We start from the raw sequence: 26,592 nt of genomic DNA, 5'->3' as shown, positions 1-26,592 counted from the left end.
ATCCTTTCCTTGCCGTGGCGGCGCGCTGCCGCCGGGCCGCGCCGGGCCGTGCCGGCCTGCTCTAGGCCCGCCGGCGCGCATGCAGCGCGGCATCGACCGACCACGCTCCGCCGCCTCGCGCGGCGATCAGCAGCACCACGGCCAGCAGCACCAGCGGATATTCCATGCCCCGGTCGATCCACGCGAAGTGCTGCCGGTGGATATAGCAGATCGCGATCATCTGCACCGTCATCAGCGCTGCCAGCGGCCGGGTCCATGCCCCGGCCACCAGCATCGCACCGCCGAAGGTCTCAAGCACGGCCACCAGCCAGGCGAGCACCGGCGCGCCGGGCAGATGCAGGACCTCGGCAATCAGCCGCGTCGCGCCCGCCATTGGATCGGCCATCGAGCCGTGGCTGGTGCCCAGCAGCTTGGGAAGGCCGTGGGTCATCATCACGATGCCGAAGACGATGCGGAGCAGCAGATAGGCGACGGGTTCAAAGCGCGCGCCAGCGGCGTGCCGGCGCCGCACCGATCCATCGGACATCCCGGCAACTGCCGGCCCCGGCTGCCCCTCTTCGATGATTCGCTTCGTCATGTCTCTCTCCACCACTGCGGCACCCCGGCCGCGATGGAGCCCATTCTGTCGATGGCGGCCGGAGCGGACAATCCGGCCGCCATTGGCTTGTGTTTCCAATGGACTCCAACAATCAGGCGGAGTGCGGCACGGCAGCGGCCGGCACCACCGCATCGCGCCGATGCGCGAGCCGATACAGCACCGGCAGCACCAGCAGCGTCAGCGCCGTCGATGACAGGATGCCGCCGATCACCACGGTGGCGAGCGGCCGTTGCACCTCGGCGCCGGTGCCGGTGGCGATTGCCATCGGCACGAAGCCCAGCGAGGCGACCAGCGCCGTCATCAGTACCGGGCGCAGCCGCGTCAGCGCGCCGAGCCGGATCGCCTCGTCGAGCGGCTTGCCTTCGTCGCGCAGCGTGCGGATGAACGACAGCATCACCAGGCCGTTGAGCACCGCAACGCCCGACAGCGCGATAAAGCCGACCGCCGCGGTGATCGACAGCGGCAAGCCGCGCAGCCACAGCGCCAGGATGCCGCCGGTCAGCGCAAACGGAATGCCGGTAAACACCAGCATGCCGTCCTTGATGTTGTTGAACATCGCAAACAGCAGCACGAAGACCAGCAGCAAGGCGACCGGCACGACGATCTGCAGCCGGGCCGTGGCCGAGCGCAACTGCTCGTAGGTGCCACCCCAGCCCAGCCAGTAGCCGGCCGGCACGCTGACCGCCTTGTCGATCGCGGCCCGCGCTTCGGGCACGAAGCTGCCGATATCGCGGCCGCGGACATTGGCGCTGACGACGACGCGCCGCTTGCCGTTCTCGCGCGAGATCTGGTTCGGGCCGGGCGCGATCTCGATCGTCGCGACCTCGGCCAGCGGGATATAGCTGACTCGAGCATCGGCCCCTCCGCCCTTGGGCAATGCGATCGGCAGCCGGCGCAGCGCCTCGATGTCCTGCCGGACCGTATCGGGCAGTCTTACGATGATGTCGAAGCGCCGATCGCCCTGGTAGAACATGCCCGCCTCCTTGCCGCCGATGGCGATCGCCACGGCGTCCTGGATATCGGCCAGATTGAGCCCATAGCGCGCCGCCTTGTGCCGGTCGATGCCGACGGTCAGCATCGGCAGGCCGGTAGTCTGCTCGACCTTGACCTCGGACGCGCCGGGCACGTCCCGCAGCACCGCCGCAATGCGTTCGGCGGTCCGGTCGAGCACCGCCTGATCGTCGCCGAAGACCTTGACCGCGACGTCGGACCGAACGCCCGAGATCAGCTCGTTGAAGCGCAGCTGGATCGGCTGCGAGAACTCGTAGCGATTGCCTGGCAGCCTGGCGACCTCATCCTGCATCGCTTCGAGCAGCGCCTCGCGTGTCCTGGCCGGCTGCGGCCATTCGGATCGCGGCTTCAGCATGATGTAGCCGTCGGAGATATTGGGCGGCATCGGGTCGGACGCCACCTCCGCGGTGCCGGTACGCGCAAACACGCGCTCGATCTCGGGGAATTTCGCCATCAGCGTCGTTTCGAGCTGCTTCTGCATCTCGACCGACTGCGACAGGCTCGTGCCGGGAATGCGCAGGGCCTGGATCGCGATATCGCCCTCGTTCAGATTGGGAATGAACTCGCTTCCGAGCCGGGAGGCCATGGCCAGCGAAAGCACGACGGCGACGCCGGCAAAGGTCAGCACGACCGGCGCATTCGCCAGCGACCGCTCCAGCCAGACCGCATAGCGCCGCTTCGCCCATGCCATCAGCCGGTTCTCCTTCTCGGCGACGCGCTCGCCGATGAACAGCGCGACGGCGGCCGGCACGAACGTCACCGACAGCAGCATCGCCCCCAGCAAGGCCAGCACCACGGTGAACGCCATCGGGTGGAACATCTTGCCTTCCACGCCGGTCAGCGCAAAGATCGGCAGATAGACGATCATGATGATCAGTTGGCCGAACAGCAGCGGCCGCCGCGCCTCGCGCGCGGCGGCGAACACCTCTTCGAAGCGCTCCGACCGGGTCAGCGGCCTGCCGCGATGCGCCTGCGCATGGGCCAGTCGCCGCACGCAGTTCTCGACGATCACCACCGCGCCGTCGACGATGATGCCGAAGTCCAGCGCGCCCAGGCTCATCAGGTTCGCGCTGATCCGATAGCTGACCATGCCGGTAAAGGTAAACAGCATCGACAGCGGAATCACCAGCGCCGTGATGATGGCCGCGCGGATATTCCCGAGAAACAGGAACAGTACCGCGATCACCAGCACCGCGCCCTCGAGCAGGTTCTTCTTGACGGTGGCGATCGCCTTGTCGACCAGCCGGGTCCGATCGTAGACCGGCACGATGCGGACGCCCTTCGGCAAGGTGCGGTTGATCGCGTCGACGTGCTCGCCGACCGCCTGCGCCACCGCGCGGCTGTTCTCGCCCATCAGCATGAAGACGGTACCCAGCACCACCTCCTTGCCGTTCTCGGTGGCGGCGCCGCTGCGCAGCTCCCTGCCGACGCCGACCTCGGCGATATCGCGCACGCGGATGGGCTGCCCTTGTGCGCTGCCGACGATCACGTCGCGGATGTCGGCCTCGCTGCGGACCTGGCCCGGCGCGCGCACCAGATACTGTTCGCCGCTGCGCTCGATATAGCCGGCACCGACATTGTCGTTGTTGCGGTAGAGCGCGCTGACGACATCGGCCAGCGTCAGTCCATACGACGCCAGCTTTTCCAGGCTCGGCGCGACCAGGTATTCCTTGTCGAAGCCGCCGATCGAATTGACCTCCGTGACGCCCGGCACATTGCGCAATTGCGGCTTGACGACCCAGTCCTGCAGCTCGCGCAGATCGGTCGGCGTGTAGGGCGAGCCATCCGGCTTGCGCGCGCCCTCCTCGGCCTCGACGGTCCACAGATAGATTTCGCCCAGTCCCGTCGAGATCGGCCCCATGGCCGGCGACACGCCGGCCGGCAGCCTCTCCCTGGCCTCCTGGATGCGCTGGTTCACGAGCTGGCGTGCGAAATGAATGTCCGTGCCTTCGTGGAAGATCACGGTGACCTGCGACAGCCCGTAGCGCGACAGCGAACGGGTCTGCTCGAGGCCCGGCAGGCCCGCCATCGCGGTTTCGATCGGATAGGTGATCCGCTGCTCGGTCTCCAGCGGCGAATAGCCCGGCGTCGAGGTATTGATCTGGACCTGGACGTTGGTGATGTCGGGCACGGCGTCGATCGGCAGGCGCGTGTAGCTGAGCGCGCCCAATACCGCCATGCCGAGCACGGCGAGCAGCACCAGCCAGCGCTGCGCGATGGCGAAACGGATGACACGTTCGAACATGGCGACCTCCCGTGTCAGTGCTCGTGCCCGGCAGCGTCCTTGCCGAGGTCGGACTTCAGCACGAAGCTGTTGCGGGCGGCATAGCGCACGCCGGGGCGAAGCCCCTCGCGGATCTCGACCAGCTGGCCGTCGCTGCGTCCCGGCACGACGCGTTGCGCGACAAAGCCCTTCGGGCCGGCGACAAATACCACCCGCTGGCCGTCGACCTCCTGGATCGCATCGGCCCGCACCGCGACGGGAACTGCCGCCTTGGCGGTCAGCACCTCGACCGTGACGAACAGGCCGGGCCGCCAGGCCAGATTCGGATTCGTCAGCGTCACGCGCGCCTTGGCCGTGCGGGTCTGCTCGCCCAGCAGCGAGCCGACATACGAGATCTTCCCTTCGGCCTTGCCGTCGGACGCGGCCGAACGGATCCGCGCCGTCTCGCCGACGCGCACGTGTTCCAGATCCTTGGCGGCAACGACGAATTCGGCCCAGACGGTCGACAGGTCCGAGATCGTGAAGATATTGGCGTTGTCCGCCACAGCCTCGCCCAGGGCCAGGTGTTTCTCGACGATGACGCCGTCGAATGGCGCGCGCAGCTCGAACTGGTTGAGCCGCGCCGCCGAAGGCGTGGCACCGACCGCGGTCAGCTTCTGCTGCGCGTTCTGCACGGCGATGCGGGCCTCCTCCAGCGCCGCCCTGGCCTGCAGATAGTCCTGCTCGGCGGAAATCTTTTCTTCCCACAGCTTGCGTTCGCGCTGGTAGGTCGCGCGGGCAAGCTCCATGCGGCGTTGCGCGGCAAGCAGCTCGCTGCGCTGATCCGACAGCGCGGTGCTGGCGATCACCGCCAGCAACTGCCCCTTCCTGACCTGCTCGCCCAGCGTGGCCGGCACGCTTTCGGCGACGCCCGCCAGACGCGGCACCACGTGCGCGGTGCGGTCCTCGTTGAAGCGGATTTCGCCGGGAAACTGCAGTCCCGACTGGATCGTCGCGGGGCCGGCGGTCTCGATCGCGATGCCGGCGCGCTGGATCTGTTCGTCGGTCAGCGCGATGGGCGCGTCGGCGTCGGCATGCTTGTCCGCGGCCGGCGTCGCGGCGGAAGCGGATGCCTGCCCGGCGCCATGCGCGTGCGCGTCGCCGTGGTCCCCATGCGGGACCGCCGAGCCTGAGCGGCCGGTCAGCAGCACGGCCGCGGTCGCCAGCGTGCCGGCCGCGAGAATGGCCGCGATGGCGGCCCTTTGCTTCGGTGTGATTGCCATGATTGAAATCGGTCCTGATCAGCGTCCGACGATGCGGTCGATGGTGGTGGCCGCCTGATAGGCGCGGGCCAGCACGCCGAGGTAGCGGATGCGCGCCTGGAACAGCGTGCGCTGGGCGTCGAGCACGTTCAGGAAGTCGAACTTGCCGGCCTCGAAGCCGCGCGTGGCGGCCTCGTAGGCGCGCTCGGCCGCGGGCAGCACGGTGGTCTTGAGCGTCTGCGCGGAGCTGCGCGATACCGTCAGCTGGTTGCTCGCCTGTTGCAGCTCGTTGGTCAGCCGGATGCGGTTGGCGAGAAATTCGTCCGCGGCCTTGTCGGCGCGCCGGATCGATTCGTACAGATTGCCCTGGTTGCGGTCGAACAGCGGCAGCGGTATCGCCACGCCGAGCACCGGCATGGTGCGATTGGCCTCGTTGTCCCGCTTGGTGCCCACGCTGACCGTGATATCGGGATAGCGGCGGCTGCGTTCGACATCGACCAGCGCCTGCCGGCGTCCCACTTCGAGACGGCTGCTCTGCAGCAGCGGCGAGTCCTCCAGCGCGGCCAGCAGCTGCTCGGGCGCGGGACGGGACGGCAGCGCATCGAGGTCGCCGCGGACTTCGGTGAATTGCGGCGAGGCATTGCCCCACAGCGCGGCCAGCGCCTGCCGGGCCGACTGCAGTTCGGCCGTGGCGTCGGCCAGTTCCAGTTCGGCATTGGCCTGCTCCACCGCGGCCCGGGTCTCCTCCAGCGGCGAGACCTTGCCCGCGGCGACGCGTCTTGCCGCCGCATCGGTGCCCTTGCGCGCGATGTCGACCGAGGCGGCGGCCAGCCTGACGCGCTCCTGGGCCACCGCCACGCCGAAGAAGGCGGCGATCACCGTGGCGCGCAAGTCGGCCTGGGTGCTGCGCCATTGCGCCTGGGCGACGTCGCGGCCCAGCTCGGCGGCGGAGATGCGGGCCGCGCGCTTGCCGCCCAGTTCGATCGGCAGATTGAGCTGCGCCGTGGTGGCGCGGGTCTCGCGCCGCGTGTCCTCCATGGCGAGCGCCACTTCGGGATTGCGCAGCGTGCGGGCCTGGCGGATCGCGCCTTCGGTGGCGTCGAGCTCCCTGGCCGCGGCCGAAAGCGAGAAATTGCCCGCGGCGGCCAGCGCCAGCGCCGTGTCGAGCGTCAGCGGTTCAGCGGCCTCCCGTGGCCATGCGGAGGCCCCGGGCGCGGCTGGCTGTGCTTGTGGGTATGGCTGAGCGTATGGCTGAGAGGCTGACTGCGGGGATGGCTGTGCCCCAGCCCGGCCCGGACCAACAAGAATCGCCGCCATGCACAGCGGCACCATGAATCGTCGCATCGAATTGCACCTGGAAAAGACACCAAGGGAATCCGGCGAGACGGGAATTCAGCAGGAAATCGAACCGTTCGTCTCGCCGCTCAAGCGAGACGACGCCACTGCGGGCGATCGGGGGCGCGGGGATGGAGAGAGGTGTAGTGGAAATCGTGCGTCACCAGCACGGTCCGCGGCAGGCGCAGCGCCGGCAGGACGGCCGGCTCGGGGCAGGCGAACGGCAGCGAAGCGAGATGGCAGATGCCGCAGTCGGGATCGAACAGGCCCTTGGCATCGGTGCCGTGATTGGCGTCGGCCCTGGTGGTGGCGTTGTGATCGGCGTTGTGATCGGCCGCGTTGTCGGCACCGAGATTAGCTCGGTTATCGGCCTTGCCGTACGTCCCGGCCTCGGCGTTGCCGTCGCCCCGATGCTCGTGCTGATGATGGCCCAGATGCCATTTGGCCGCCGGCCGCTGTTCGTGCTGGCAATACGCGGTGGCCGCGGCCCAGGCGGACTGGAGCGGCAACAGCAATACCAGAAGGATCAGGAAGAACCGGCGCATCGACGATCGGGACAAGGGCTGCGGGCGGCGCAGGGCTTGATGCCCCCGTGGTGCCTCCGCGAGCGGCACAGTGTACCGCAAACATCCCCTGCCCTTCAGACCGATGCGAAGCGCCGGCTGGCGATGTCAGTCCCGCGCGTCGGGATCGCCGTGTGTCGCCAGCGCGCGCAGCCTGTCGAGAAAGATGTCGACGACCCGGGCCGCGTTGCCATCGGAAAAACCGGCGCTGTGCGGCGTCACGATGACGTTGGGCATGTCCCACAGCGGCGATTCGGCCGGCAAGGGCTCGTGGGCAAACACATCCAGATAGGCGCCGGCGAGCCTGCCCTCGCTTAGCGCGGCGATCAGGGCCGGCTCGTCGACGACTTCGCCGCGGGCGACGTTGATCAGGTGCGCCCCTTCCGGCAAGCGCGCCAGCGCATCGGCGCCGACCAGCCCACGGGTTTCGTCGGTCAGCGGGCAGGCCAGCACCAGCCAGTCCGTGTGCGGCAGCACCTCGGGCAGCGTCCGGTATGTCACGGTCTGATAGTCCGGGCCGGCTGAGTCGGGACGTTGCCGCACCGCCACCACACGCATGCCGAGGGCGTGCAGGACCGCGCCGATCTGCTGGCCGATCGGTCCCCAGCCGACGACGGTCGCGGTCTGTCCGTGCAGGTCGCGCGGCATGCCGGTGGCGATCAGCGGCGCCCATTGGCGTTCCCGCTGCGCAGCCAGCATCCGGGGAAACTGGCGCGCCAGCGTCAGCAGACCGGCCAACGCCGTTTGCGCCACCACGCTGGCATTGGCACCGGACGAGGTGGTCACCTTGACGCCGCGCTCCCGCAACTGGATGTAGACCGGCCGGTCGGCACCGGCGGAATGCACATGGGTCCAGCGCAGCGACGGCGCCTCGAGCAGCGCGGTGTAGAAGCGCTGCGTCGACGGCAATACCTCATGCTTGGTCGACAGGCCGGTGACATCGCGCGAGACGAAGGCGATATCGGCGTCGACGGCGCGCGGGTCATCGATGGCGGGCGCGAGCACCGCGGCCCACGGACGGTCCTGCAGCACCGCGGCGATGGCATCGCCATGGGCCTGCAGGGCCGGCTCGGACAACAGGATGCGCAATGGCGCGGCACGCGGAGAAGCGGTCATGGTGTCGGCGTATCGGATGCGGGGCTTCAGTCTACCGAAGCGCCCGAGGCGCGCACGACGAGCTTCCACTTCTCGTATTCGGCGCGGGTGAACTTGCCGAACTGCTGCGGCGTGCCGCCGACCGGATCGGCGCCCTCGCGGATCATCTGCGCCTGCAGCGACGGCAGCACCTCGTTGACGGCGCGGTTGATCTTCATCACGACGGCCTCGGGCGTGCCCTTGGGCGCGAAGAAGCCGAACCACGAACCGGCCTCGAAGCCGGGGAAGCCCTTCTCGGCGACCGTCGGCAGATCGGGCAGCGAACGCGAGCGTTTGGCGCTGGTCACGGCCAGCGCGCGCAGCTTGCCGCTCTGGATGTGGGAGATCACCGACGGAATGGTGGCGAACATGAACTGCACGCGGGCGGACAGCAGGTCGTTCAGCGCGTCTGCGCCCTTGTAGGGGATATGCGTGGCGGGTGCCCCGATCCGCTCGGTCAGCATGAAGCCGGACAGGTGCGAGGAGGTGCCCACGCCCGTCGAGCTGTAGTTCAGCTTGCCGGGGTTGGCCTTCAGATAGGCGACGAACTCGTCCAGGTTCTTGACGGGCAACGAGGGATGGACCACCAGCACGTTCGGCACATCGGCGATCTGCACGACCGGCACCAGATCCGTCAGCGGGTCGTAGCTCAGCCGCTTGTACAGCGTCTGGTTGATCGAGATCGGCCCGACCGAATTGACCAGCAGCGTATAGCCGTCGGCCGGCGCGCGGACGACGAACTCCGTGCCGATATTGCCGCCGGCGCCGGGACGATTGTCGACGACGAACGACTGCTTGAAGCGCTGCGCCAGCTGCTGACTGACATTGCGCGCCAGGATGTCGGTGGTGCCGCCAGGGGTGAAGGCCACCACCACGCGTACCGGCTTGGTGGGATAGTCGGCCGCATGGACCTGCGGTGTCAAAGCCGCGGTGGCGGCGATCATCGCCGGCGCGATGGCGCGGACGATCGGTTTGGTGAAACGGAACATCGTTGTCTCCTCGTTGCTTGTTGTGTATGGCCGACCGCCGTGTGTCACGGACCTAAAAGCCGTAGAGCCGCGCCGGATTGGTGACCAGCACGCGTTCGCGCGCCTCCGCGTCGGGCAGCCAGCGCGCCAGCAGGTTGAACAGCACGCCGTCGTCGGGCATCAGGTGCGGCTCGAAGTAATTGATATGCGGCCAGTCGGAGCCCCAGACCACCTGGTCGGGATTGGCTTTCAGCAGCGCCGTGGCGAACGGGTCCACCTCGTAGTAAGGCGCGCCGCCGGGATTCAGGCGATCGGCCCCGGATATCTTGGTCCAGGCCACGCCCTCGGCCAGCATCGCGCACAGCGTCTGGAAGCCGGGGTCGCCAACCCCGCGTGCGGTCGACATCCGGCCCATGTGGTCGACCACCAGCGGCAAGCCGAGCGCCTTCAGGCGCGGACCCAGTTCGACCAGGTCCGGCGCGTGAATCCAGATCTGCGCGTGCCAGCCTCGTTCGCGCAGGCGCGGTGCCATCGCTTCGAGCACGTCGATGCCGACGCCGTTGCGGTAGACCGCATGGCCGTCGACCCGATACAGGTTGATGCGCACGCCCCGCACGCCGGCTTCGTGCCAGGCATCGAGCTCGGCGTCGGTGGTATCGGCGGACGGCACGGCAATGCCGCGCAGCCGCGTCGGATAGCGCCGCAGCGCATCGACGACCACGGCGTTGCCCGCGCCGGTGCCGCTGGCGCTGGCGGTCACCAGCACGCCGCGCGTCAGGCCGAGCGCGTCGAGATGCGCGATGAACGCCTCGGCGGGATAGGCCGCCGGCGTATAGCTGCGATCGCCGGCGAGCGGAAATCGCTCGAACGGGCCGAACACATGGGCGTGGCTGTCGCACGCGCCCGGCGGCGCGCGAAAGGCCGGCGGCGTGATGTGCTCGCGGGCAGGCAGGCAGGGGCGCGTCATAGCGGCAGCTCCCAAGACGAATGGATGCCGGCGCTCATTCCGCGGCCTTCAGCCGGCCCGCGGACGCCAGCGTCTGCGCGCGTGCATCCTCGCGCTGCAGCAGCGTCGACAGCTCCTGCGGCGACGATGGATGCGCGACGCTGCCGACCGTCAGCAGCCGGCTCTTCACCGCTCCTTCGGCCAGCGCCTTGCGCAGCGCGGCGTTGATGGTGTCCACCACCGCGGCCGGCGTGCCGGCCGGCGCCAGCAGGCCGGTCGCGGTGGTCGCCTCGAAGTTGGCCAGGCCGGCCTCGCGCAGCGTCGGCACCTTGGGCAAGGCCGCATCGCGCTCGCGCGACATCACCGCCAATGCGCGCAGCGCGCCGGACTGGATATGCGGGGCCGAGCTGGTCAGCTGGTCCACCACCATGTCGATCTGGCCGCCCATCAGGTCGACCAGCGCCGGCGCCGAGCCCTTGTAGGGCACCTGATTGAGCCGGATGCCGGCTGCGTCTTCCAGCTGCAGCATCGCCATATGGTTGGTCGTGCCCGGACCGGCATGGCCGGCGGCGAGCTTGCCCGCGTTGCTCTTCGCGTACGCCAGCAGCGACTGGATATCGCGGAAGCGCTTGTCGTCGCCCTTGACCACCACCACCAGCGCGGTGGTCGACACCAGGCCGACCGGATGGAAGCTGGCCAGCTTGAAGTTGGTCTTCGTCATGCGCGGCAGCACCACGATCGCGTTGGGCGTGGTGACCAGCAGCGTGCTGCCGTCGGGCTCGGCCCGCGACACCAGCGTGGCGCCGATCACGCCGCCGGCGCCGGGCCGGTTGTCGACGATCACGTTGCGGCCCAGGCCCTGCTCCAGCGCTGGCGCGATCGCGCGGGCGACCACGTCGAGGTTGCCGCCGGGCGCAAACGGCACCACCAGCGTCACCGGCTTGTTGGGCAGCGACTGCGCACGCGCGGCGGTCATCACCATGTGGGCGGCGCCAAGCGCCAGCATCTGCGCCAGCAGGCGTCTGCGGTTCATCGTGGTCTCCATCCTGCAAACTTGTTCTTGTTCGGCGGGGGCGCCGCGCTCAATCCCGATAGCTCGGATCGATCCGGTCCAGCTTGCGCAGCAGCGCCGGCCACTCCATCACGCCGTAGGGGCGCCGCGTGCCGGGCTGGTAGTTGTTCCAGGTTTCCTCGAGCACCTGCTGGCCGACCTGCTGCAGCGGCGTGTTGCACGACATCGCGCCGATCTGGGCGCGGCAGGCCAGTTCGAGCCGGTGCATCCAGTTGAAGGCCTCGCCGACGGTGTTGCCGACCGTCAGCGCGCCGTGATTGCGCAGGATCAGCGCCTCGCTCTTGCCCAGGTCCTCGATCAGCGAGGCCTGTTCCGCGGTATCGAGCACCACGCCCTGATAGTCGTGGTAGCCGATCTTCAGGAAGCGCATCGCGGTCTGCGTTAGGGGCAACAGCCCGCATTCCAGCGCGGACACCGCCATCGAGGCCCAGCTGTGGGTGTGGATGACGCAGGCCACTTCGGGGCGCGCCGCGTGCACGGCGCTGTGGATCACGTAGCCGGCCTTGTTGATGCCGTAGTTCAGCGCGCCGAAGTCGGGCTTGGCGAGGATGTTGCCGTCGTGATCGACCTTGATCAGGCTCGATGCGGTGATCTCCTCGTACATCATGCCGTAGGCGTTGATCAGGAAGGCGCCCTCCTCGTCCGGCACGCGCACCGAGATATGGTTGGCCATCATGTCGGCCATGCCATAGAGCTCCACCAGCCGGTAGCAGGCCGCGAGATCGACGCGCGCCTGCCATTCGGCATCGCTGCAACGGTCGCGCATCGAGGGGATGTTCAACACGCCGGGTTTGGTCATGGTCTCTCTCTCCTTGTGTTCGTTCGATCGATCGTTCGATCGCCGGACTCAGTCCGACCCCAGCGCCAGATTGCTGGGCCGGCGTTTTTCGATATGCCATTTCAGCAGCGCGGCGCTGCGATAGATGCCGTGCGCGAACTTGCCGTAGGGCAGCGTCAGGAACAGCGCCATCACGATGCCCAGATGCACCGCCAGCAGTGCCGCCATTGCGCCCGTATCGCGCCAGGCCAGCAGCGCCAGGCCGCTCGCGCTGGTCAGGAACAGCAGCGCGATGAAGCCGCGGTCCATCGGACGCTGGTCCGGGTCGCCGGTGCGCGGATCGCGGCGCAGATTCAACCACAACAGTCCCGCCGGACCGATCAGCAGGCCGATGCCGCCCAGCGTGCCGAGCGCCACCGGCAGGCTGGTATACGCATACGGCGCGTGCAGGCCCAGCGCATAGTGGTAGAACGTCGCCACCGTCGTCGCGGCGAAGCACAGCATGAAGCCGTAGAAGGTGAAATGGTGGAAGCGCCGGCGGGCCAGCGTGAAGGCGTCGTCCTCGTTGTTGCAGCCCTCGCCGTGGCCGCCGTCGAGATAGCGCAGGCGCAGCGCGTCATTGGCGGCGCCGGTCGCGGCCGCGGCGCGCGATTCGCCCGCCCGCGTGCCCGGGGAGACCTGCCGCCAGAAGCGCGTCACGCCCACGCCGAGCGCGACGATCGCGAACAGGAAGACGATGCCGAACATCGTCGCCAGCAGGTTGTGCGGGAAGATCGCGTAAAAATTGCCGGCCAGCGGCTCGTGCCACAGGCCGCCGCCCATCGCCACCGCCATCAGCAGGAACAGCGCGAGACCGGCGGCCAGCGCCAGCGCGGTCGCCAGTCCGGCGCGCCGGTACAGGCCGCCCAGCGCGGCAGGAAACGCGTAATCGCCATAGGTCTGCACGCGGACCTTGGCCATCGCCTGCGGAATATTGACCGCGAACTCGTGCGGCGGCGCGTACTGGCACGCATGAAAGCAGGCGCCGCAGTTGTGGCACAGGTTCGACAGGTAGTGGATATCGGCCTTGCCGAATTCGAGCCGGCGCGTCATCGCCGGGAACACCGCGCAGAAGCCCTCGCAATAGCGGCAGGCATTGCAGATCTGCAGCGTTCGCGCGACTTCGCTTTCGTCGCCGGTCAGCGGCAGCGCCGACTGCGCCAGCGCCGCCGCTTCGCGCGTCAGGGCTTCAAGATGTTGCATGTTGCTGTTCCAGAGATTCGGTGCGGGGCGCCGCGGCGGCGCCCCGTTGTGCGGCGGCGGCCCGCGCCGCCTGCGTGCCGGCGATGCGGCCGAACGCCGTGCCGATCGACATGCCGACGCCCGCCGTATAGCCCTTGCCCAGCACGTTGCCCGCCATCATTTCGCCGGCCACGAACAGGTTGGCGCTCGGCTTGCCGCCGAAATGCACGGCGGCCTTGTCGTCGACCTTCAGGCCGAGATAGGTGAACGTGATGCCCGGGCGCAGGGCATAGCCGTAGAACGGCGGCGTGTCGATCGGGCGGGCCCAGTGCGTCTTCGCGGGCGCCAGGCCCTCGGTATGGCAGTCGTCGAGCACCGTATGGTCGAAGGTGCCGACGCGGCAAGCCGCGTTGTAGTCGCCGACGGTGCGCATGAAGGTGGCCTCGTCGAGGCCCAGCTTGCGCGCCAGCTCGGGCAGCGTGCGGGCCGTGACGCCGGGAAAGACCGGCGGCATGAAGCGGCCGATCGCCTTCGCGTCGATGATCGAGTAGCCGATCTGGCCGGGCTGCTGCGCCACCAGCCGGCCCCAGATCGCATAGCGCTTGGGCCAGAAGTCCTCGCCCTCGTCGTAGAAGCGCTCGGCGTTGGCATTGAGCACCACGCCCAGCGAGACGCAGTCGATGCGGGTGCAGATGCCGCCGTCGTACAGCGGCGCGCGGGCGTCGATCGCCACGCAGTGCGATTGCGACGGATCGCCGATCGCGTCCGCACCCGCGTCGATCATGTACTTGAGCAGCACGCCCTGATTGAAGCGCGTGCCGCGGATCAGGAAATTGTCGGCGGGCCATTCGCCGCGCTCGTTCTGGCCCCAGGCCTCGCGCAGCCATTCGCGGTTCGATTCGAAGCCGCCGGCCGCCAGCACGCAGGCGCGCGCCTCGATGCGCTCGCCGCCGACGCGCGCGGCCACGAAGCGGTCGCCGTCAAGCTCGATCGCATCGACCGGCGCCTCATAGCGGATCTGCACGCCCAGCTTCTCGGCGCTGCGGTAGTAGGCATTGACCAGCGCCTTGCCGCCGCCCATGAAGAAGGCGTTGGTGCGCGCGACATGCAGCGCGCCCGACAGCGGCGGCTGGAAGCGGACACCATGGCGGCGCATCCAGTCCCGGCAGTTCGACGACGCGCGGATGACCAGGCGGGCCAGGTGCTCGTCGGTGATGCCGCCGGTCACCTTCAGCAGGTCCTGCCAGTATTCCTCTTCGGGATAGGCGTCGACCAGCACGTCCTGCGGCGCGTCGTGCATGCAGCGCAGGTTGCGGGTGTGCTGCGAATTGCCGCCACGCCATTCGCGCGGCGCGGCCTCGAGCAGCAGCACGGAGGCACCGGCTTCGCGCGCCATCAGCGCGGCGCACAGGGCGGCGTTGCCGCCGCCAATGACCAGGACGTCGATCATGCGGCGTCCTCGGATGAGGGCATGGGGAAGAAAGGCACGGTTCGGTCTTGTCGATGTTTGACGCGACTCTACCGATACCTGGGGGCCCTGCTAAGGCGCCGGACGGAATGGGGGCTTCACGATTTGTGAAGGGTACAGCGGGGAGGCGCCGCCGGGCGTTTCAGCGCTGGGCTCGGCACACCTGGAGCGCGCGATGTACCGTCCCCGATATCCGCTTCTGGTCAGCCTCCTGGTCAGCTTTCCTCGACATTGTATTTGGCAGGACCGGACACTAAGCTCGTCGTACGCATGCATGTCGGCGCAAGCCCGGAGCGGCTTGCAACCCACCACGACTCACTACGGAAGAGGAGTCGACGACATGAACATCCTACGGCGATGGCCCAGGATGGCGCTCGCATGCGCCATGCTTGCGGCCCTGACAGCATGCGGCGGCGGCCACGACGATGACGACGGCCCCGAAGCGGCACCTACCATCCAGCTGCTTTCCTCCTCACCCGATCACGTGACCGGCGGCAACGCGTTGATCGATATCACCGTGCCGCGCCAGATCAAGCTGGACCGCCGCCCGTTGCGGATCGAACTCAACGGCAACGACGTGACGCGGGAATTCCGCCCGCTGCTGGACGATCTTCGCCATCTCCAGGCTGTCCTCGGAGGGCTGCGTGATGGCGAAAATACGCTGACGGCCAAGATCGGCCGCGAAACGGCCACGCTCAGAATGACCAACTACCCGATCACCGGCCCGGTGATTTCGGGGCCGTGGCAAACGCCGTTCATCTGCCAGACCGAGAGCTTCGTGCTGCCGGACGGCTCGCGCCTTGGTCCGCCGCTCGATGCCAATTGCAGCGTGGCCACGCGCGTGCACTACGTCTATCAGAAGAACACCGGCGGCGCGCTGGTGCCGATGCCGAGCACGACTTCCCTGCCCGCCGATGTCGCCAGCACGACGACGCTCGACGGCCGCACCGTGCCCTTCGTGGTGCGCGTGGAAACCGGTACGGTCAATCGCGGCATCTACCAGAACGCGGTGCTGCACGACCCCACCAGGGAGTCGGCCCCCACGCCGCTGAAACCGCCGAAGGCATGGAACAAGCGGCTGATCGCGGTGGAGGGCTTCGGCTGCCCGGGCGGCTGGTACATCCAGGGCGCGGCGCAGGGCAACATCTCGGTCGCCGGGTTCGACTTCACGCTGCTCAATGTCAGGCGGCTCGGCGAGGGCTACGCTACCTTCGCCAATACGCTGCAGCACGCGTCGAACAACTGCAACGCGGTGCTGGCCAGCGAGGCGGCGATGATGTCCAAGGAGGCAGTAATCGAGACCTTCGGCGTGCCGGTCTTTACCGTCAGCGCCGGCTGCTCGGGCGGGTCCTATGGCAGCGCCCAGCCCGCCGACCGCATTCCCGGCCTGTTCGACGGCGTGCTGATCGCCTGCACCTTCCCCGACCCGCTGTCGATCGCACTGTCGGGCTCGGATGGGCACCTGATCACGCACTACATCATGGGGAATCCCAACGCGCTGACCGATGCGCAGATCGCCGCGGTGACCGGCTACAAGAGCCGCAAGGCCTTCGAGGACGCCGCCAATCAGGCGGGACGTACCGATCCGGTCCCCGCGCGCCAGGATTATCCGGGCTATGTGTCGGGCGTGTTCAACGCCGCCGTGCCGCAGGAGCTGCGCTATCACCCGGTCAATAACCGGACCGGTGCACGGCCGACCGTGTACGACGCCGCCAGGAATATCTACGGCATCGACAAGGCCACCGGCTTCGCGCTGCGCCCGTTCGACAACGTCGGCGTGCAATACGGACTGGCGGCGCTGAACGGCGGAGGGATCACCGTCGATCAGTTCCTCGACCTGAACGAGAAGGTGGGCGGCTACGACCAGGACGCGAACTACGTCCCGGCGCGCTCGCCAGGCGATCTCGGCGCGATCCTGCGCGCGCAGCAGTCGGGCCTGCAACTGGGCGGCAACGGCGGACTGGCGACGATCCCCGTGGTGGACGTGACGGGCGTCTATAACGAGGACACGGCCTACCACTACCAGTGGTTCCATTTCGCGCTGCGCGAACGGATGCTCGTCGCCAACGGCGATACCGCCAACCACGTGATGTGGCGCGGCAATCCGGTGCCGGCCGATACCGCCTGGGACATGTTCATCCGGTGGGTGGCTGCCTACAAGGACGACAAATCGCAGGCGCCGCAGAGGCAGCGGGTGGTCACGCACAAGCCGCGGGATGCGGTGGACGGTTGCTGGCGTTCGCAGACCGATTTCGTCGCCGAACCGCAGACCCTGAGCAGCACGCCGGACACGACCTGCAATTCGCTGTTCCCCTCGTGGACCGCGCCCCGCATCGCAGCCGGCGGCCCGATCGCCGGGGACGTAATGAAATGCACGTTGAAGCCGGTCAATCCCGCCGACTACAGCGTGCCGTTCACCCCCGATCAGCTGAACCGCCTGCGCGCGATCTTCCCGACCGGCGTCTGCGACTGGACCCAGCGCGGGGTCAACCAAACGGGCGTGGTGCCGAATGGATCGTTCGGCCCGTCGCCGGTGAATCTGGTGTTTGATATTACGAAGTCTTGAGATTGGCGGTAAGTACGGGAGCGGGGCCAGTTCGGCCCCGCTTCCCTACCGCGCCGCGTGCGAGGCTATCGAGTGCTGGCCGAAAAGGCCATGGATGAGCGCACCACCCTCCGCCTGGAGGAAAGCGGCTACGGGAGGATTCCGAGCCGAATCTTCATCTTGATCTCTCCCAGCCAATCTTCCCTGTAATGCCGAGCTAGGCGACCGATCTGCCCCGGCGTGGCGCCCGACGTTCGAGCAAGATGTTCGAGCGACGTCAGCGAATCGATCCAGCCGAGACGACCCGTCGCGACGATCGCCGCCTTGTCCGCCGTGGACAGCAGGATCAGGGCTTGCGGCAGCAGCTTGTTCGCGTGCAGCCAGGCGAGCAAATGCAGCTCTCCGTCGTCCAGGGTTTGGCAGTGAGGATAGGCCAGTACCAGGTCGACCAGTTCGCGCCTGCCAACGGCATGCCTTCCACTCAAGCCGGCGACCAGGGCGCTGCGGTCCACCGGAATACGCCGGGGATCCGAAAGATCTCCGGTAAGCGCCTCCTCAATACACTTCTCTACCGTTTCAATCGCGTAACGCTCGCAGACGGCGAACCAACATCCCGTCCGGAACGCTTCCAGGATGATGTTGGTGTCGACGAACACCCTGACCTTCGCCATGCGATGCCGGTCCTCATAGCTCGAACGGTGCCGGCAACGAATGCTCGGCGAACAGGTCGTTCAGCATCGGCAGGCTCATGCCCATTGCCTTGGCCGCCTTGCGGGCAGAGAGTTGGCCGCGGTCGATGGCTGTGTGAAGCATGCTGACGAAGCTGTCCGAGAAGCGCTTTGGCTTGCGACCTGCACTGGATCGTTGACGCTCTTTGCGCAGTCCTTCCCGCGTAGCAGCGTCGATACGCTTCATGTTGTACAGACGCCAGGCCAGCGCAATGGGACAAACGCGCAATTCGGCGGCGACATCGACTAGATGATCGATATCCGAGCATCGCCGCGGGTCGATCAATTGCTGCAGAGACTGGCTCGGCATCAGCAGCGCCGCGGCGAAGTTGTCCGCAAGCTGCTCGATGCGTTTTGCCCTGCCCCGGGCTTCGAATGAGTTTGACTCCCGGTGGTCGGGTTTCATGGCGTCCCATGTCAATGCATGGAACAGTTCATGAGCGAGGTCGAAGTAGCGGCGAGCCTCGGATTCGTTGCGATTGATCAGGATCACGCCGAGGTCCTGCAAATGACAGGTCGCCCCCGAAATGGAGTCGCCCCTGGGTGTTTCGACGGCGTCGACAAACAGGACCGGGATATCCAGATCCCGCTCGATACGCTCGGCAAGCCGCTCAGCGGGCACCATGCCCAGGTCCAGCGCGGAGACCAAGGCTTCGGCGCGCGCGATGGCATCCTCGAACGATGACTGCGCGCTCAGGCGCAAGCTGTGCTTGAGTGGATTGGTGCCGCCGCGCTGGCTCTCGCGTAGCCAGCGCAATAAACCGATCCATTTGCCGGCGCTCGATTCAAACCCATCGAGCTCTTCTTCCGGCACGCTCGGGGCCGCTCGCCAGGAAAACTGAGCCTCGCCCGCGACGGCGAATGGATCGAGAAAAAAATCGACGTCGCGGTCCAGCAGTTCGGATATGGCCAGGATCTCGTCGGACTTGAGGGCGCGCTTGCCGTTTTCGATGTCCGACACCGATTGGCGGTCGTTCAGGCCGAGAGCCTGGGTGAGCTGATCCTGTGTCCATGCCTTGGCCTCGCGTGCCGCCTTGACCCGATAGCCGATCAGCTTTTGCGAGATTCGTTCAAACATCGTCACCTCCCCGGGGAGAAAGCATTCTATTCTTGCGCATGGCGTTTCGCAAGATATTCATGCAGAACCAGGATCGCAGGACGGACTAGCACCGCCTTTCCGATGAGATTGAGCGGTTCCATGGCCGAGGCAACGTACGGGGTGCTATCGTCGGCACTTGGCATCCCGTGCCACACCCAGACATTGTTGGAAGGAGACAACCTTGAAGCCACGCATCACGTGCCTGGCGGCGATTGCCTTGATGGCGAGCGCCGCGGCACACGCCGCCTATCCCGAACGCCCCATCAAACTGATCGTGCCCTTCCCGCCCGGGCAGGCGACCGACATCTTTGCGCGCGCGCTCGGCGAGCGGCTCGGCAAGCAGCTGGGGCAATCGGTGGTGGTCGAGAACCGCGCGGGCGCCGGCAGCAATATCGGCATGGAACTGGCCGCTCGCGCCGCGCCGGATGGCTATACGCTGGTGATGGCCGGCAGTGCGATGGCGATCAACCAGACGCTGTACGCATCGATCGGCTACGATCCGCGCCGCGATTTCCAGGCGATCTCGGGCGTGTTCTCGGTGCCGCTGGTGTTCCTGTCGACGCCCGCGTCCGGCATCACGTCGCTGCGCGATCTGGTGAGCAAGGCCAAGGCGGCGCCGGGCAAGCTGAGCTACGCGAGCGCCGGCATCGGCGGCACGCAGCATCTGTCGGCCGAGATGCTGAAGGCGCGCGCCGGCATCTTCATGGTCCATATCCCGTACAAGGGCAGCGGCCCCGCGCAGGCGGACTTCCTCGGCAATCAGATTCCGGTGATGGTCGACTCGATCACCGCGGCCTTGCCGTTGATCCAGTCGAAGAAGGCGGTGCCGCTGGCCGTGACCGCGGGCAAGCGCGTGCCGCAGCTGCCGAACGTGCCGACCGTGCAGGAGCAAGGCGTGCCCGACTTCGAGGCACTGGGATGGGCGGTGCTGATGGCGCCGGCCGGCACGCCGCCGGCCATCGTGTCGCAGCTCAATGCCGAAACGGTGAAGGCGCTGCAATCGCCGGAGCTGCAGAAGTTCATCGTCGACCGCGGCTCGGAGCCGATGCCAATGTCGCCGGAGCAGACCGCGCGCTTTGTCGACAGCGAGATCCGCAAATGGTCGACGGTGGTCAAGCGTTCGGGCGCGAAGGTCGATTGAGTTGGTCGTCTCCCGTGCGCAGGCAGGGGGGACGGCTGCACGGACGCGTCGTCCCGCCTGCGCGGGGGACGACGTGGCGTCGTTACCGAGGCCTCTGCCCTGGCCTTCCGGCGCAAGTCAGAGGAACCACGACCACCTGGGCTTTCAGGCGCCAGTCAGAAAATCGACGACCGCCTGCGTGAACCGCTCCACCTGCTGCAGATTCGACAGGTGGGCCGCCTCCAGTTCTACATAGGACGCGCCCGGAATCGTCTCGGCCATATAGCGGCCGTCGGACGGCGGCGTCGGAATATCGCCCGAGCCCGCGATCACCAGCGTCGGCACCGCGATCCGATGGATGTCGGCGCGCAGATCGTTGTCGCGAATCGCGCGGCAATTGGCCGCGTAGCCGGCGGCATCGGTCGCGCTCAGCATCGCGCGCAACTGCTGCACCCGTTCCGGATGCGCGGCGGCGAAGTCCGGCGTCAGCCATCTGTCGACGACCGCGGCCGCGATCGACCCCACCCCATCGCGCTCGACCGCCGCGGCGCGGTTGGTCCAGTTCTCCGGCGGGCCGATGTAGGCCGCGGTATTGCACAGCACCAGCTTGTTCAGCCGCGCTGCGTGGTTCAGGCCCAGCCACATGCCGGTGATGCCGCCCATCGACAGCCCACAGAAATGCGCGCGCTCGATCTGCAGCGTATCGAGCAGCGCGATGACGTCGCCACCGAGCTGGGCGACGCTATAGGGGCCGGCAGGCACGGACGAGCGGCCATGGCCGCGCGTGTCGTAGCGCAGCACGCGGAAATGCTGCGTGAAGGCCGCGATCTGCGGCTGCCACATGTCGAAGTTGGTACCCAGCGAATTGGACAGCACGAGCACCGGCAGGCTCGGGTCGCCATCGAGCTGGTAGTGGAGGCGAACGTCGGAAAGGTCGGCGAAGGGCATGGCAGAAGCGGTTCTCAGCGGTTCTCAGCAGTTGTCGGCGGTACCCAGCGATTCTCGGTGATGCTCGGTGATGCTCGGCGATTCGCGGCGGTACTCGGGACGACGATCGATCGATGCCCCGCGCGGCGCGGGAAAGCGCCCACACGGAGCGACACAGACATCAGTTCTGCGCGATCGCGGAACCGTGTTGCGCCAGCGGCGTGACCTTCATCTCCATATACGGATACAGCGGCAGCGAGGTCAGCAGCGTATGCAGCTCGTCGTTGTCCTTGACGTCGAAGATGCTGACGTTGGCGTACTGGCCCACCACGCGCCACAGGTGGCGCCACTTGCCTTCGCGCTGCAGCTGCTGCGAAAACGCCTTCTCGTCGGCCTTCAGCTTGTCGACGGCCTGCGGGTCGGCCGAATGGGGAATGCGGACGGTCATTTCAACCATGAACAGCATGGCGATCTCCTTGTTGTAGCGGTACGGTGAAGAGAGTAAGCGAGGTCATACCGTGGCGATCGGCGTCACGGGCGAGCCCATCGCGCCGGGCAGGCGCAGCGGCGGCGCGGTCAGGAAAAAGCGCGAACGCCTTTCTGCGCGCAGGCACGCGGCGAGATCGCGCAGATACCACAGCTCGCCCAGTGGCAGACCCAGCTTGAACAGGCAGTGATGATGCAGCGGCAGCATCGGCACCGCGCCCTGCCCCGGCGCCGGTGGCCGGGCCGGAAAGCGTTCGACCGCGTAGTTGTCGGCGGCCAGCGCGGCGATGCCCGCATCGGTGATCCATTGCAGCAGCCGCTCGTCGCGGCCATCGAGCGCGCAGCAGCTGTGATGCAGCGCGTGCGCATCGGGCCTGCCGCCCATCTCGAGCACCATCTCGGCGAAGCCGGTGCGCAGCACCAGGATGTCGCCGGTCTCGACGGCGACCTGATCGGCGTCCATCACGCGCAGCAGGTCGTCGTAGCCGACGGTGCGGAAATCGCGGCCAAAATGCTCCGCCAGATCGACCAGCACGCCCCGCCCCTGCACGCCATGCACGGCCAGCGTCTCGATGCCGAGCGCATCGGCGTGGCTATGGTCATGCCCGCAGGGATGCGCGGCGAAATCATCGGCCTCGGCATAGTCGACCGGCCCGACGATCTCCGCATTGGGCCGGAAACCGTTGTAATAGACGCGTTCCGCCACCCCATCGCCGTCGGCATCGAACAGCGCGCCGACGTGGGCCAGCGAGTCCCACTGCGTCGAATACTGCAGCGACAGCAGGACCTGGTCGTCGCTGAGCACGTCGAGCGCATTGGCATCGACCCTGGCCAGCGGGAAATTGACGTACGGAATGTCGTCGCGATAGGTGGGCCGCAGCACCGGCGGATGCCGGCGCACGTTCAGCGCATTGCCACCCGGCAGATCGAGCGGCAGCGACAGGCAGAACGTGCGGCCGCTGCGGATCTCCTGCGCGGCGGCGCGGATCTTGTCCGCGGTGATCAGGTTCAGACGGCCGAGCTGGTCGTCGGCGCCGAAATCGCCCCAGTTGGAGCCTTCCGGCCGTTGTTTCCATCGCATCGGGGATAGCCTCCGGCACGGACGCGCCGCGGTGCCAGCGCCGATGCGCCGGCCCGCGCGGTCCGATCGATCGGGATGTCAGTCAGAGACAGCAGACGCCATCGAGATAGGCCTTGCGCCAGCGCGTGATCCGCACTTCGGCGAACAGGCCCGCCTGATGGAAGGGATCGGCTTCGATCAGCGCCTGCGCGGCCTCGCGGGTCTCGACATCGACGATATAGAGACCGCCGCCCGCATCGCTGCCATCGTCGTTCAGCTTGGCACCGCAGGCCAGCAGCAGCGACTTGTTGGCTTCGAGGAAGTCCAGATGCGCCGGCCGCTGGGCCTTGCGCACGTGCTGGTGGTCGGGCTTGTCGAAGGTCTCGATGATGTACGGCATGGTGTCTCCTGTGTTGTCGTTGGCAAAGCGCGGTGACCGATGGCCAGACCCGGATCGTCAGATCTGCGCGCCCCACGCCAGCATGGCGACGATGTAGATCAGGCCGACCCAGAACATCATGATCACGGTGTAGCCCATCACGTCCTTGAGCTTCAGCTTCGACAGCGCCAGCGCCGGCAGGATCCAGAACGGCTGCACCAGGTCGTTCCAGGCATTGCCGAGCATCACCGACATCGAGGTCTGCGCGACCGAGCTGCCGATTGCCTTGGCCGCATCGATCATGAACGGTCCCTGGATGACCCAGTGGCCGCCGCCGGAGGGCGCGAAGAAGTTGATGAAGAACGAGCTGACCAGCCCCCAGAACGGCAGCGTCTGCGGCGTCGCGATATCGACGAACACGCGCGAGATGGTGTCGACCAGGCCCGATCCGGCCATCACCGCCATGATGCCCGCATAAAACGGATACTGCAGGATGATGCCCGAAATCGTCTTGATGCCCTCGTTCAGCTTGGCCACGTAGTTGGCCGGCGTGCCGAGCAGCAGCACACCGATGAACAGGATCAGGAAGTTGATCAGGTTCAGGTCGAGCGTGCCGCCCTGCGTGAAGTACAGCCCCACGTAGGCCAGCCCGCAGACACCGATCACCAGGCTGAGCAGCCGGCTGTTGTTCATCCGCGTGGCCAGCGTGTTCTCCAGCCCCATGCTGTGGCCGCCGGCCGCACTGCCCTGCTCCGCGCGCGTTTCGGCTTGCGCATTGATTTCGGTCACGTCCTTCGGATCGCGCGGATGCAGCATCGCGTTGAGCAGTGGCAGCGTGATGATGACCGCCAGGCTGGTCAGCAGCATCGGCGTCGAGAAGATCGTGTCCTTCAGCGCGATCACGCCCATCAGCTTTTCCATCGGATGACCCGGCGTGGAGATCAGCACCGGGATGCTGGCCGACAGGCCGAGGCCGTACAGCGTGAAGCCGCTGTAGGCCGCGGCGATGATCAGCGGATAGTGGACGCCCTTGACCCTCAGCGCCAGCTTGCGCGCGACGATACCGCCGATCACCAGCCCGAAGCCCCAGTTCAGATAGCTGCCGATGCCGCCGACCAGCGTGGCGACGATCACCGCGCCGCGCGGCGTGGCCACGCGTTCGACGATGCGGTCGAGGAAACGGTCGACCAGCGGCGCGGTCGCCAGCACGTAGCCCATCGCGAGGATCACGGCCATCTGCGTGGTGAACGCCAGCAGGTTCCAGAAGCCCTTGCCCCATTCCAGGATCACGGCGGGCGCGGCCTGTCCCTGCACCAGCATGGCCATCACCATGCTGAGCAGCGTCAGTCCGATGGCAAAAACGAAGGGGTCCGGCAAATACCGGCGCATCAGTTCAGTAAAGAACCCGGCGACCTTGCTCAAGATCTGTCTCCAAAAACATGCCGAAAGGCGTCGCGTGTTGCTGCGCTAGTGCCGCATTTCGAACTAACGTTCTATATACGAACACATTGGCTATAGGACGGGGATCGTAGAGGCGTGTTTACGCAAGGTCAAGTCAATGAAGAGCAGGATTGAATCGGATTTCGCAATAACGGAAGCGGGTCAGTGACGAACGGGCCATTGCTGCGATGCGGAATAACGGCACGGTGACCGGCACTTCGGTCTTGCTCTTCTCCAGGCCGGCCCTTGTCGCATCGCAGCATGCCGGAGCACGAAGCCGGGTTACCGGCGCTCTATCGCAACCCCAGCATCCTCTCGATATCGAGCATCAGCGCGCGCAACTGCGGCCCGGCCTGCTTCTCGATCGCCGCGAAACTGCCCTGCGCGGCCGGCACGCCGCAGTTCAGCACGAACAATTGCGAGCCGACCGGCTGGCACATTGGCACCGCGAAGCCGTAGACCTCGGGACGCCATTCGGCGCGGTTGGCGCAGTAGCCTTGCCGCTCCAGGTCGCGGCGGGCATCGGCCAGGCGCGGCTGGGCGCGGGCGAAGGCGTCGGGGTCCTGCAGCCGCAGCTGGTTCAGCACCGCCTCGCGTTCGTGCGCCGGGGCGTGGCTGAGCCAGGCGCGGCCGATGGCGGTGGACAGCATCGGCAGCGCGGCGCCGATCTCCGGCGTCACGATCAGGCTGTCGGTCGAGCGCGCGGTCTCGACATAGATCATCTGCGTGCGATCGCGGATGCCGAGCGATACCGCGCCGCACAGCCGGTCGGCCAGCGCCTTCATCAGCGGCCGCGCCAGCTGGCGCAGATGCATGCTGGCCAGCAGCGGATAGCCCATCGACAGCACCGCCGCGCCGAGCCGGTATTTGCGCAGCACCGTGTCGTGGCGCAGATAGCCCAACGCGGTCAGCGTGTGCGTCAACCGGGCCACTGTGGTCTTCGACAGTCCGGTACGCTCGGCGAAATCGCGATTGCCGAGCATCGCATCGCCGCTGTCGAAGGCCAGCAGGATGTCGATGCCGTTCGCCAGCGTGGCGGCGAACTGCCGGTCCTTGTCGGCCGGCTCGTTGGAGCGCGGCAGGGGCTGCGCCGCGCTGGCGCGCGAGCCGGGGCGCGAGCCGGCGCGCACATCGGAACGCTCGCCCGAGCGCGCGTCGGTCCGCGAGTGGGAGCGCGAGTCTTGGCGCGACTCCGAGCGCGAGCCGGAGCGCAATCCAGGGCGCGAGTCAGAGCGCGAGCCAGGCCGCGTCATCGGCTCTTCCTCAGCGCGGCCTCGACCTTCGCGACCATCCTCAGCAGCCGAGGCCCCATCTGCCGCTCGAGCTTGCGCGGGGTCATCCGCACGCCGAGCACGCCGCAGTTGAACACCATGACTTCCCCATCGATACGCGTCGGCAGCGGCGCCGCCACGGCATGGATGTCGCTCTGCCATTCGCCGCGCGAGGTACAGAAGCCGAACTCGGCCATCTCTTCCCGGGCGCGCTCGAGCGCGGACGCCTGCCGCCGGAATTCCGCCTGATCGGCCTTGCGCAATGCCGCCAGCACCGGCGCGCTTTCCCGCGGCAACGCCGTGCACAGCCAGGCGCGCCCGATCGCGGTCGGCAGCATCGGCAGCGTCGCGCCGATATCGGGCCGGAACGCCATCGCGTCGTGGCCGCGGCTCGTCTCCACGTAGACCATCTGCGTGCGGTCGCGCAGGCCCAGCGACACGGAACCGTCGATCTCGTCGGCCAGCTGCTTCATCAGCGGCCGCGCCAATTGCCGGATGCGCAGCGTGGCCAGCAGCGGGTAGCCGAGCGCCAGCGTGGTCGATCCCAGCCGATAGCGGCGCAATTGCGCGTCGTAGCGCAGCAGGCCGCGTGCCGCCAGCGTGTAGGTCAGGCGGCTGACGGTCGCCGGCGACAGGCCGGTGCGCTCGGCCAGTTCCTTGTTGCTGAGCACGCTGTCGCCGATGCCGAAGCACTGCAGCAGCGACAGGCCGTGCGCCAGCGTGGTGGCGAAGGCGGGATCGGGATGATGGGGGCGTGGAGCCATCGGCGGCGCTTCGGGAGGTACGGCGACAAGAGGCGGCACGCCGCGCGCATCGCCCCACTGCCTCGATCATAGCGCGCCGGGCCAGCCTGGCAATGGCGAGTTGTTCAAGATAGCGAAACAACGATCCACTATTTCCGCCCGCATTGCTACGCTGCCTTCCACTCCGATGTCGGACCACGGGCATGTCCCCCGGTCCACTGCCAACCGAAACAGG

General features: G+C 67.4%; 23 protein-coding genes. 2 read left to right on the top strand and 21 right to left on the bottom strand.

Going from position 1 to position 26,592, the window contains the following annotated elements; all coding sequences use genetic code 11:
- Positions 1–61: 61 nt before the first annotated feature.
- The 12 genes from K7G19_RS01805 to tcuA all read right to left on the bottom strand — a co-directional run bounded on the left by K7G19_RS01805 (position 62) and on the right by tcuA (position 14,541).
- A complete protein-coding gene (locus K7G19_RS01805; protein ID WP_226105434.1) occupies positions 62–577 on the bottom strand; it encodes a DoxX family protein in 516 nt (171 codons plus the stop codon).
- 112 nt (positions 578–689) lie between these two features.
- Complete coding sequence (locus K7G19_RS01800; protein ID WP_226105433.1) at positions 690–3,854, bottom strand: CusA/CzcA family heavy metal efflux RND transporter; 3,165 nt, start codon at positions 3,852–3,854, stop codon at positions 690–692.
- A gap of 14 nt (positions 3,855–3,868) precedes the next feature.
- Complete coding sequence (locus tag K7G19_RS01795) at positions 3,869–5,095, bottom strand: efflux RND transporter periplasmic adaptor subunit (RefSeq protein ID WP_226105432.1); 1,227 nt, start codon at positions 5,093–5,095, stop codon at positions 3,869–3,871.
- 18 nt (positions 5,096–5,113) lie between these two features.
- Positions 5,114–6,418 carry a TolC family protein gene (locus K7G19_RS01790; RefSeq protein ID WP_226105431.1) on the bottom strand — a complete coding sequence of 435 codons (1,305 nt, stop codon included), beginning with the start codon at positions 6,416–6,418 and terminating at the stop codon, positions 5,114–5,116.
- Positions 6,419–6,498: 80 nt separating this feature from the next.
- Positions 6,499–6,954: a cobalt-zinc-cadmium resistance protein gene (locus K7G19_RS25000; RefSeq protein ID WP_304524162.1), complete on the bottom strand. Its 456-nt coding sequence runs from the start codon at positions 6,952–6,954 to the stop codon at positions 6,499–6,501.
- 126 nt (positions 6,955–7,080) lie between these two features.
- Complete coding sequence (locus tag K7G19_RS01780; RefSeq protein ID WP_226105429.1) at positions 7,081–8,088, bottom strand: D-2-hydroxyacid dehydrogenase; 1,008 nt, start codon at positions 8,086–8,088, stop codon at positions 7,081–7,083.
- A 26-nt stretch (positions 8,089–8,114) separates the two neighbouring features.
- On the bottom strand, positions 8,115–9,050 hold the full coding sequence (locus K7G19_RS01775) for a Bug family tripartite tricarboxylate transporter substrate binding protein (protein WP_370639491.1): 936 nt from the start codon (positions 9,048–9,050) through the stop codon (positions 8,115–8,117).
- Positions 9,051–9,147: 97 nt separating this feature from the next.
- Positions 9,148–10,041, bottom strand: a complete 894-nt coding sequence (locus tag K7G19_RS01770; protein WP_226105425.1) for an amidohydrolase — start codon at positions 10,039–10,041, stop codon at positions 9,148–9,150.
- 34 nt (positions 10,042–10,075) lie between these two features.
- Positions 10,076–11,053, bottom strand: coding sequence for a tripartite tricarboxylate transporter substrate binding protein (locus K7G19_RS01765; protein WP_226105423.1), 978 nt, complete (start codon positions 11,051–11,053; stop codon positions 10,076–10,078).
- A gap of 49 nt (positions 11,054–11,102) precedes the next feature.
- Positions 11,103–11,891: a class II aldolase/adducin family protein gene (locus K7G19_RS01760; protein ID WP_149318221.1), complete on the bottom strand. Its 789-nt coding sequence runs from the start codon at positions 11,889–11,891 to the stop codon at positions 11,103–11,105.
- A gap of 48 nt (positions 11,892–11,939) precedes the next feature.
- Positions 11,940–13,112 carry a tricarballylate utilization 4Fe-4S protein TcuB gene (tcuB, locus tag K7G19_RS01755; protein WP_226105421.1) on the bottom strand — a complete coding sequence of 391 codons (1,173 nt, stop codon included), beginning with the start codon at positions 13,110–13,112 and terminating at the stop codon, positions 11,940–11,942.
- Positions 13,099–14,541, bottom strand: a complete 1,443-nt coding sequence (gene tcuA, locus K7G19_RS01750) for an FAD-dependent tricarballylate dehydrogenase TcuA (protein ID WP_226105419.1) — start codon at positions 14,539–14,541, stop codon at positions 13,099–13,101. The genes tcuB and tcuA overlap by 14 nt, the downstream gene beginning before the upstream one ends.
- 403 nt (positions 14,542–14,944) lie before the next feature.
- Here tcuA and K7G19_RS01745 point away from each other — a divergent pair, with 403 nt between their 5' ends.
- The gene (locus tag K7G19_RS01745; RefSeq protein ID WP_226105417.1) at positions 14,945–17,125 is read left to right on the top strand and encodes a DUF6351 family protein; all 2,181 of its coding nucleotides are present in this window, start codon (positions 14,945–14,947) and stop codon (positions 17,123–17,125) included.
- A 128-nt stretch (positions 17,126–17,253) separates the two neighbouring features.
- On the opposite strand, the gene K7G19_RS01740 is transcribed toward K7G19_RS01745, so the two are convergent.
- Positions 17,254–17,775, bottom strand: a complete 522-nt coding sequence (locus K7G19_RS01740) for a hypothetical protein (protein ID WP_226105415.1) — start codon at positions 17,773–17,775, stop codon at positions 17,254–17,256.
- Between the two features lie 13 nt (positions 17,776–17,788).
- Positions 17,789–18,910 (bottom strand): XRE family transcriptional regulator, encoded by a 1,122-nt coding sequence (locus K7G19_RS01735; RefSeq protein ID WP_226105414.1) that lies wholly within the window; start codon positions 18,908–18,910, stop codon positions 17,789–17,791.
- Between the two features lie 241 nt (positions 18,911–19,151).
- Between K7G19_RS01735 and K7G19_RS01730 the strand changes: the two genes are divergently transcribed.
- A complete protein-coding gene (locus K7G19_RS01730; RefSeq protein ID WP_226106274.1) occupies positions 19,152–20,072 on the top strand; it encodes a tripartite tricarboxylate transporter substrate binding protein in 921 nt (306 codons plus the stop codon).
- Positions 20,073–20,216: 144 nt separating this feature from the next.
- On the opposite strand, the gene pcaD is transcribed toward K7G19_RS01730, so the two are convergent.
- From pcaD to K7G19_RS01695, 7 genes are all read right to left on the bottom strand, one after another.
- A complete protein-coding gene (gene pcaD, locus K7G19_RS01725; protein WP_226105412.1) occupies positions 20,217–20,999 on the bottom strand; it encodes a 3-oxoadipate enol-lactonase in 783 nt (260 codons plus the stop codon).
- 160 nt (positions 21,000–21,159) lie between these two features.
- Positions 21,160–21,444, bottom strand: coding sequence for a muconolactone Delta-isomerase (gene catC, locus K7G19_RS01720; protein WP_149318216.1), 285 nt, complete (start codon positions 21,442–21,444; stop codon positions 21,160–21,162).
- Between the two features lie 45 nt (positions 21,445–21,489).
- On the bottom strand, positions 21,490–22,545 hold the full coding sequence (locus K7G19_RS01715; RefSeq protein WP_226105409.1) for a cyclase family protein: 1,056 nt from the start codon (positions 22,543–22,545) through the stop codon (positions 21,490–21,492).
- 82 nt (positions 22,546–22,627) lie between these two features.
- A complete protein-coding gene (locus tag K7G19_RS01710) occupies positions 22,628–22,924 on the bottom strand; it encodes a YciI family protein (RefSeq protein ID WP_149318214.1) in 297 nt (98 codons plus the stop codon).
- 57 nt (positions 22,925–22,981) lie between these two features.
- Positions 22,982–24,325, bottom strand: a complete 1,344-nt coding sequence (locus K7G19_RS01705) for a short-chain fatty acid transporter (RefSeq protein ID WP_149318213.1) — start codon at positions 24,323–24,325, stop codon at positions 22,982–22,984.
- Positions 24,326–24,636: 311 nt separating this feature from the next.
- A complete protein-coding gene (locus K7G19_RS01700) occupies positions 24,637–25,425 on the bottom strand; it encodes an IclR family transcriptional regulator (protein WP_150083573.1) in 789 nt (262 codons plus the stop codon).
- A gap of 167 nt (positions 25,426–25,592) precedes the next feature.
- Positions 25,593–26,378, bottom strand: coding sequence for an IclR family transcriptional regulator (locus tag K7G19_RS01695; RefSeq protein WP_226105407.1), 786 nt, complete (start codon positions 26,376–26,378; stop codon positions 25,593–25,595).
- Between the last annotated feature and the right edge of the window lie 214 nt (positions 26,379–26,592).

Source organism: Cupriavidus sp. DB3, assembly GCF_020418465.1.
Lineage (GTDB): Bacteria > Pseudomonadota > Gammaproteobacteria > Burkholderiales > Burkholderiaceae > Cupriavidus > Cupriavidus cauae.
This window is presented reverse-complemented; position numbering and strand designations above follow the sequence as displayed.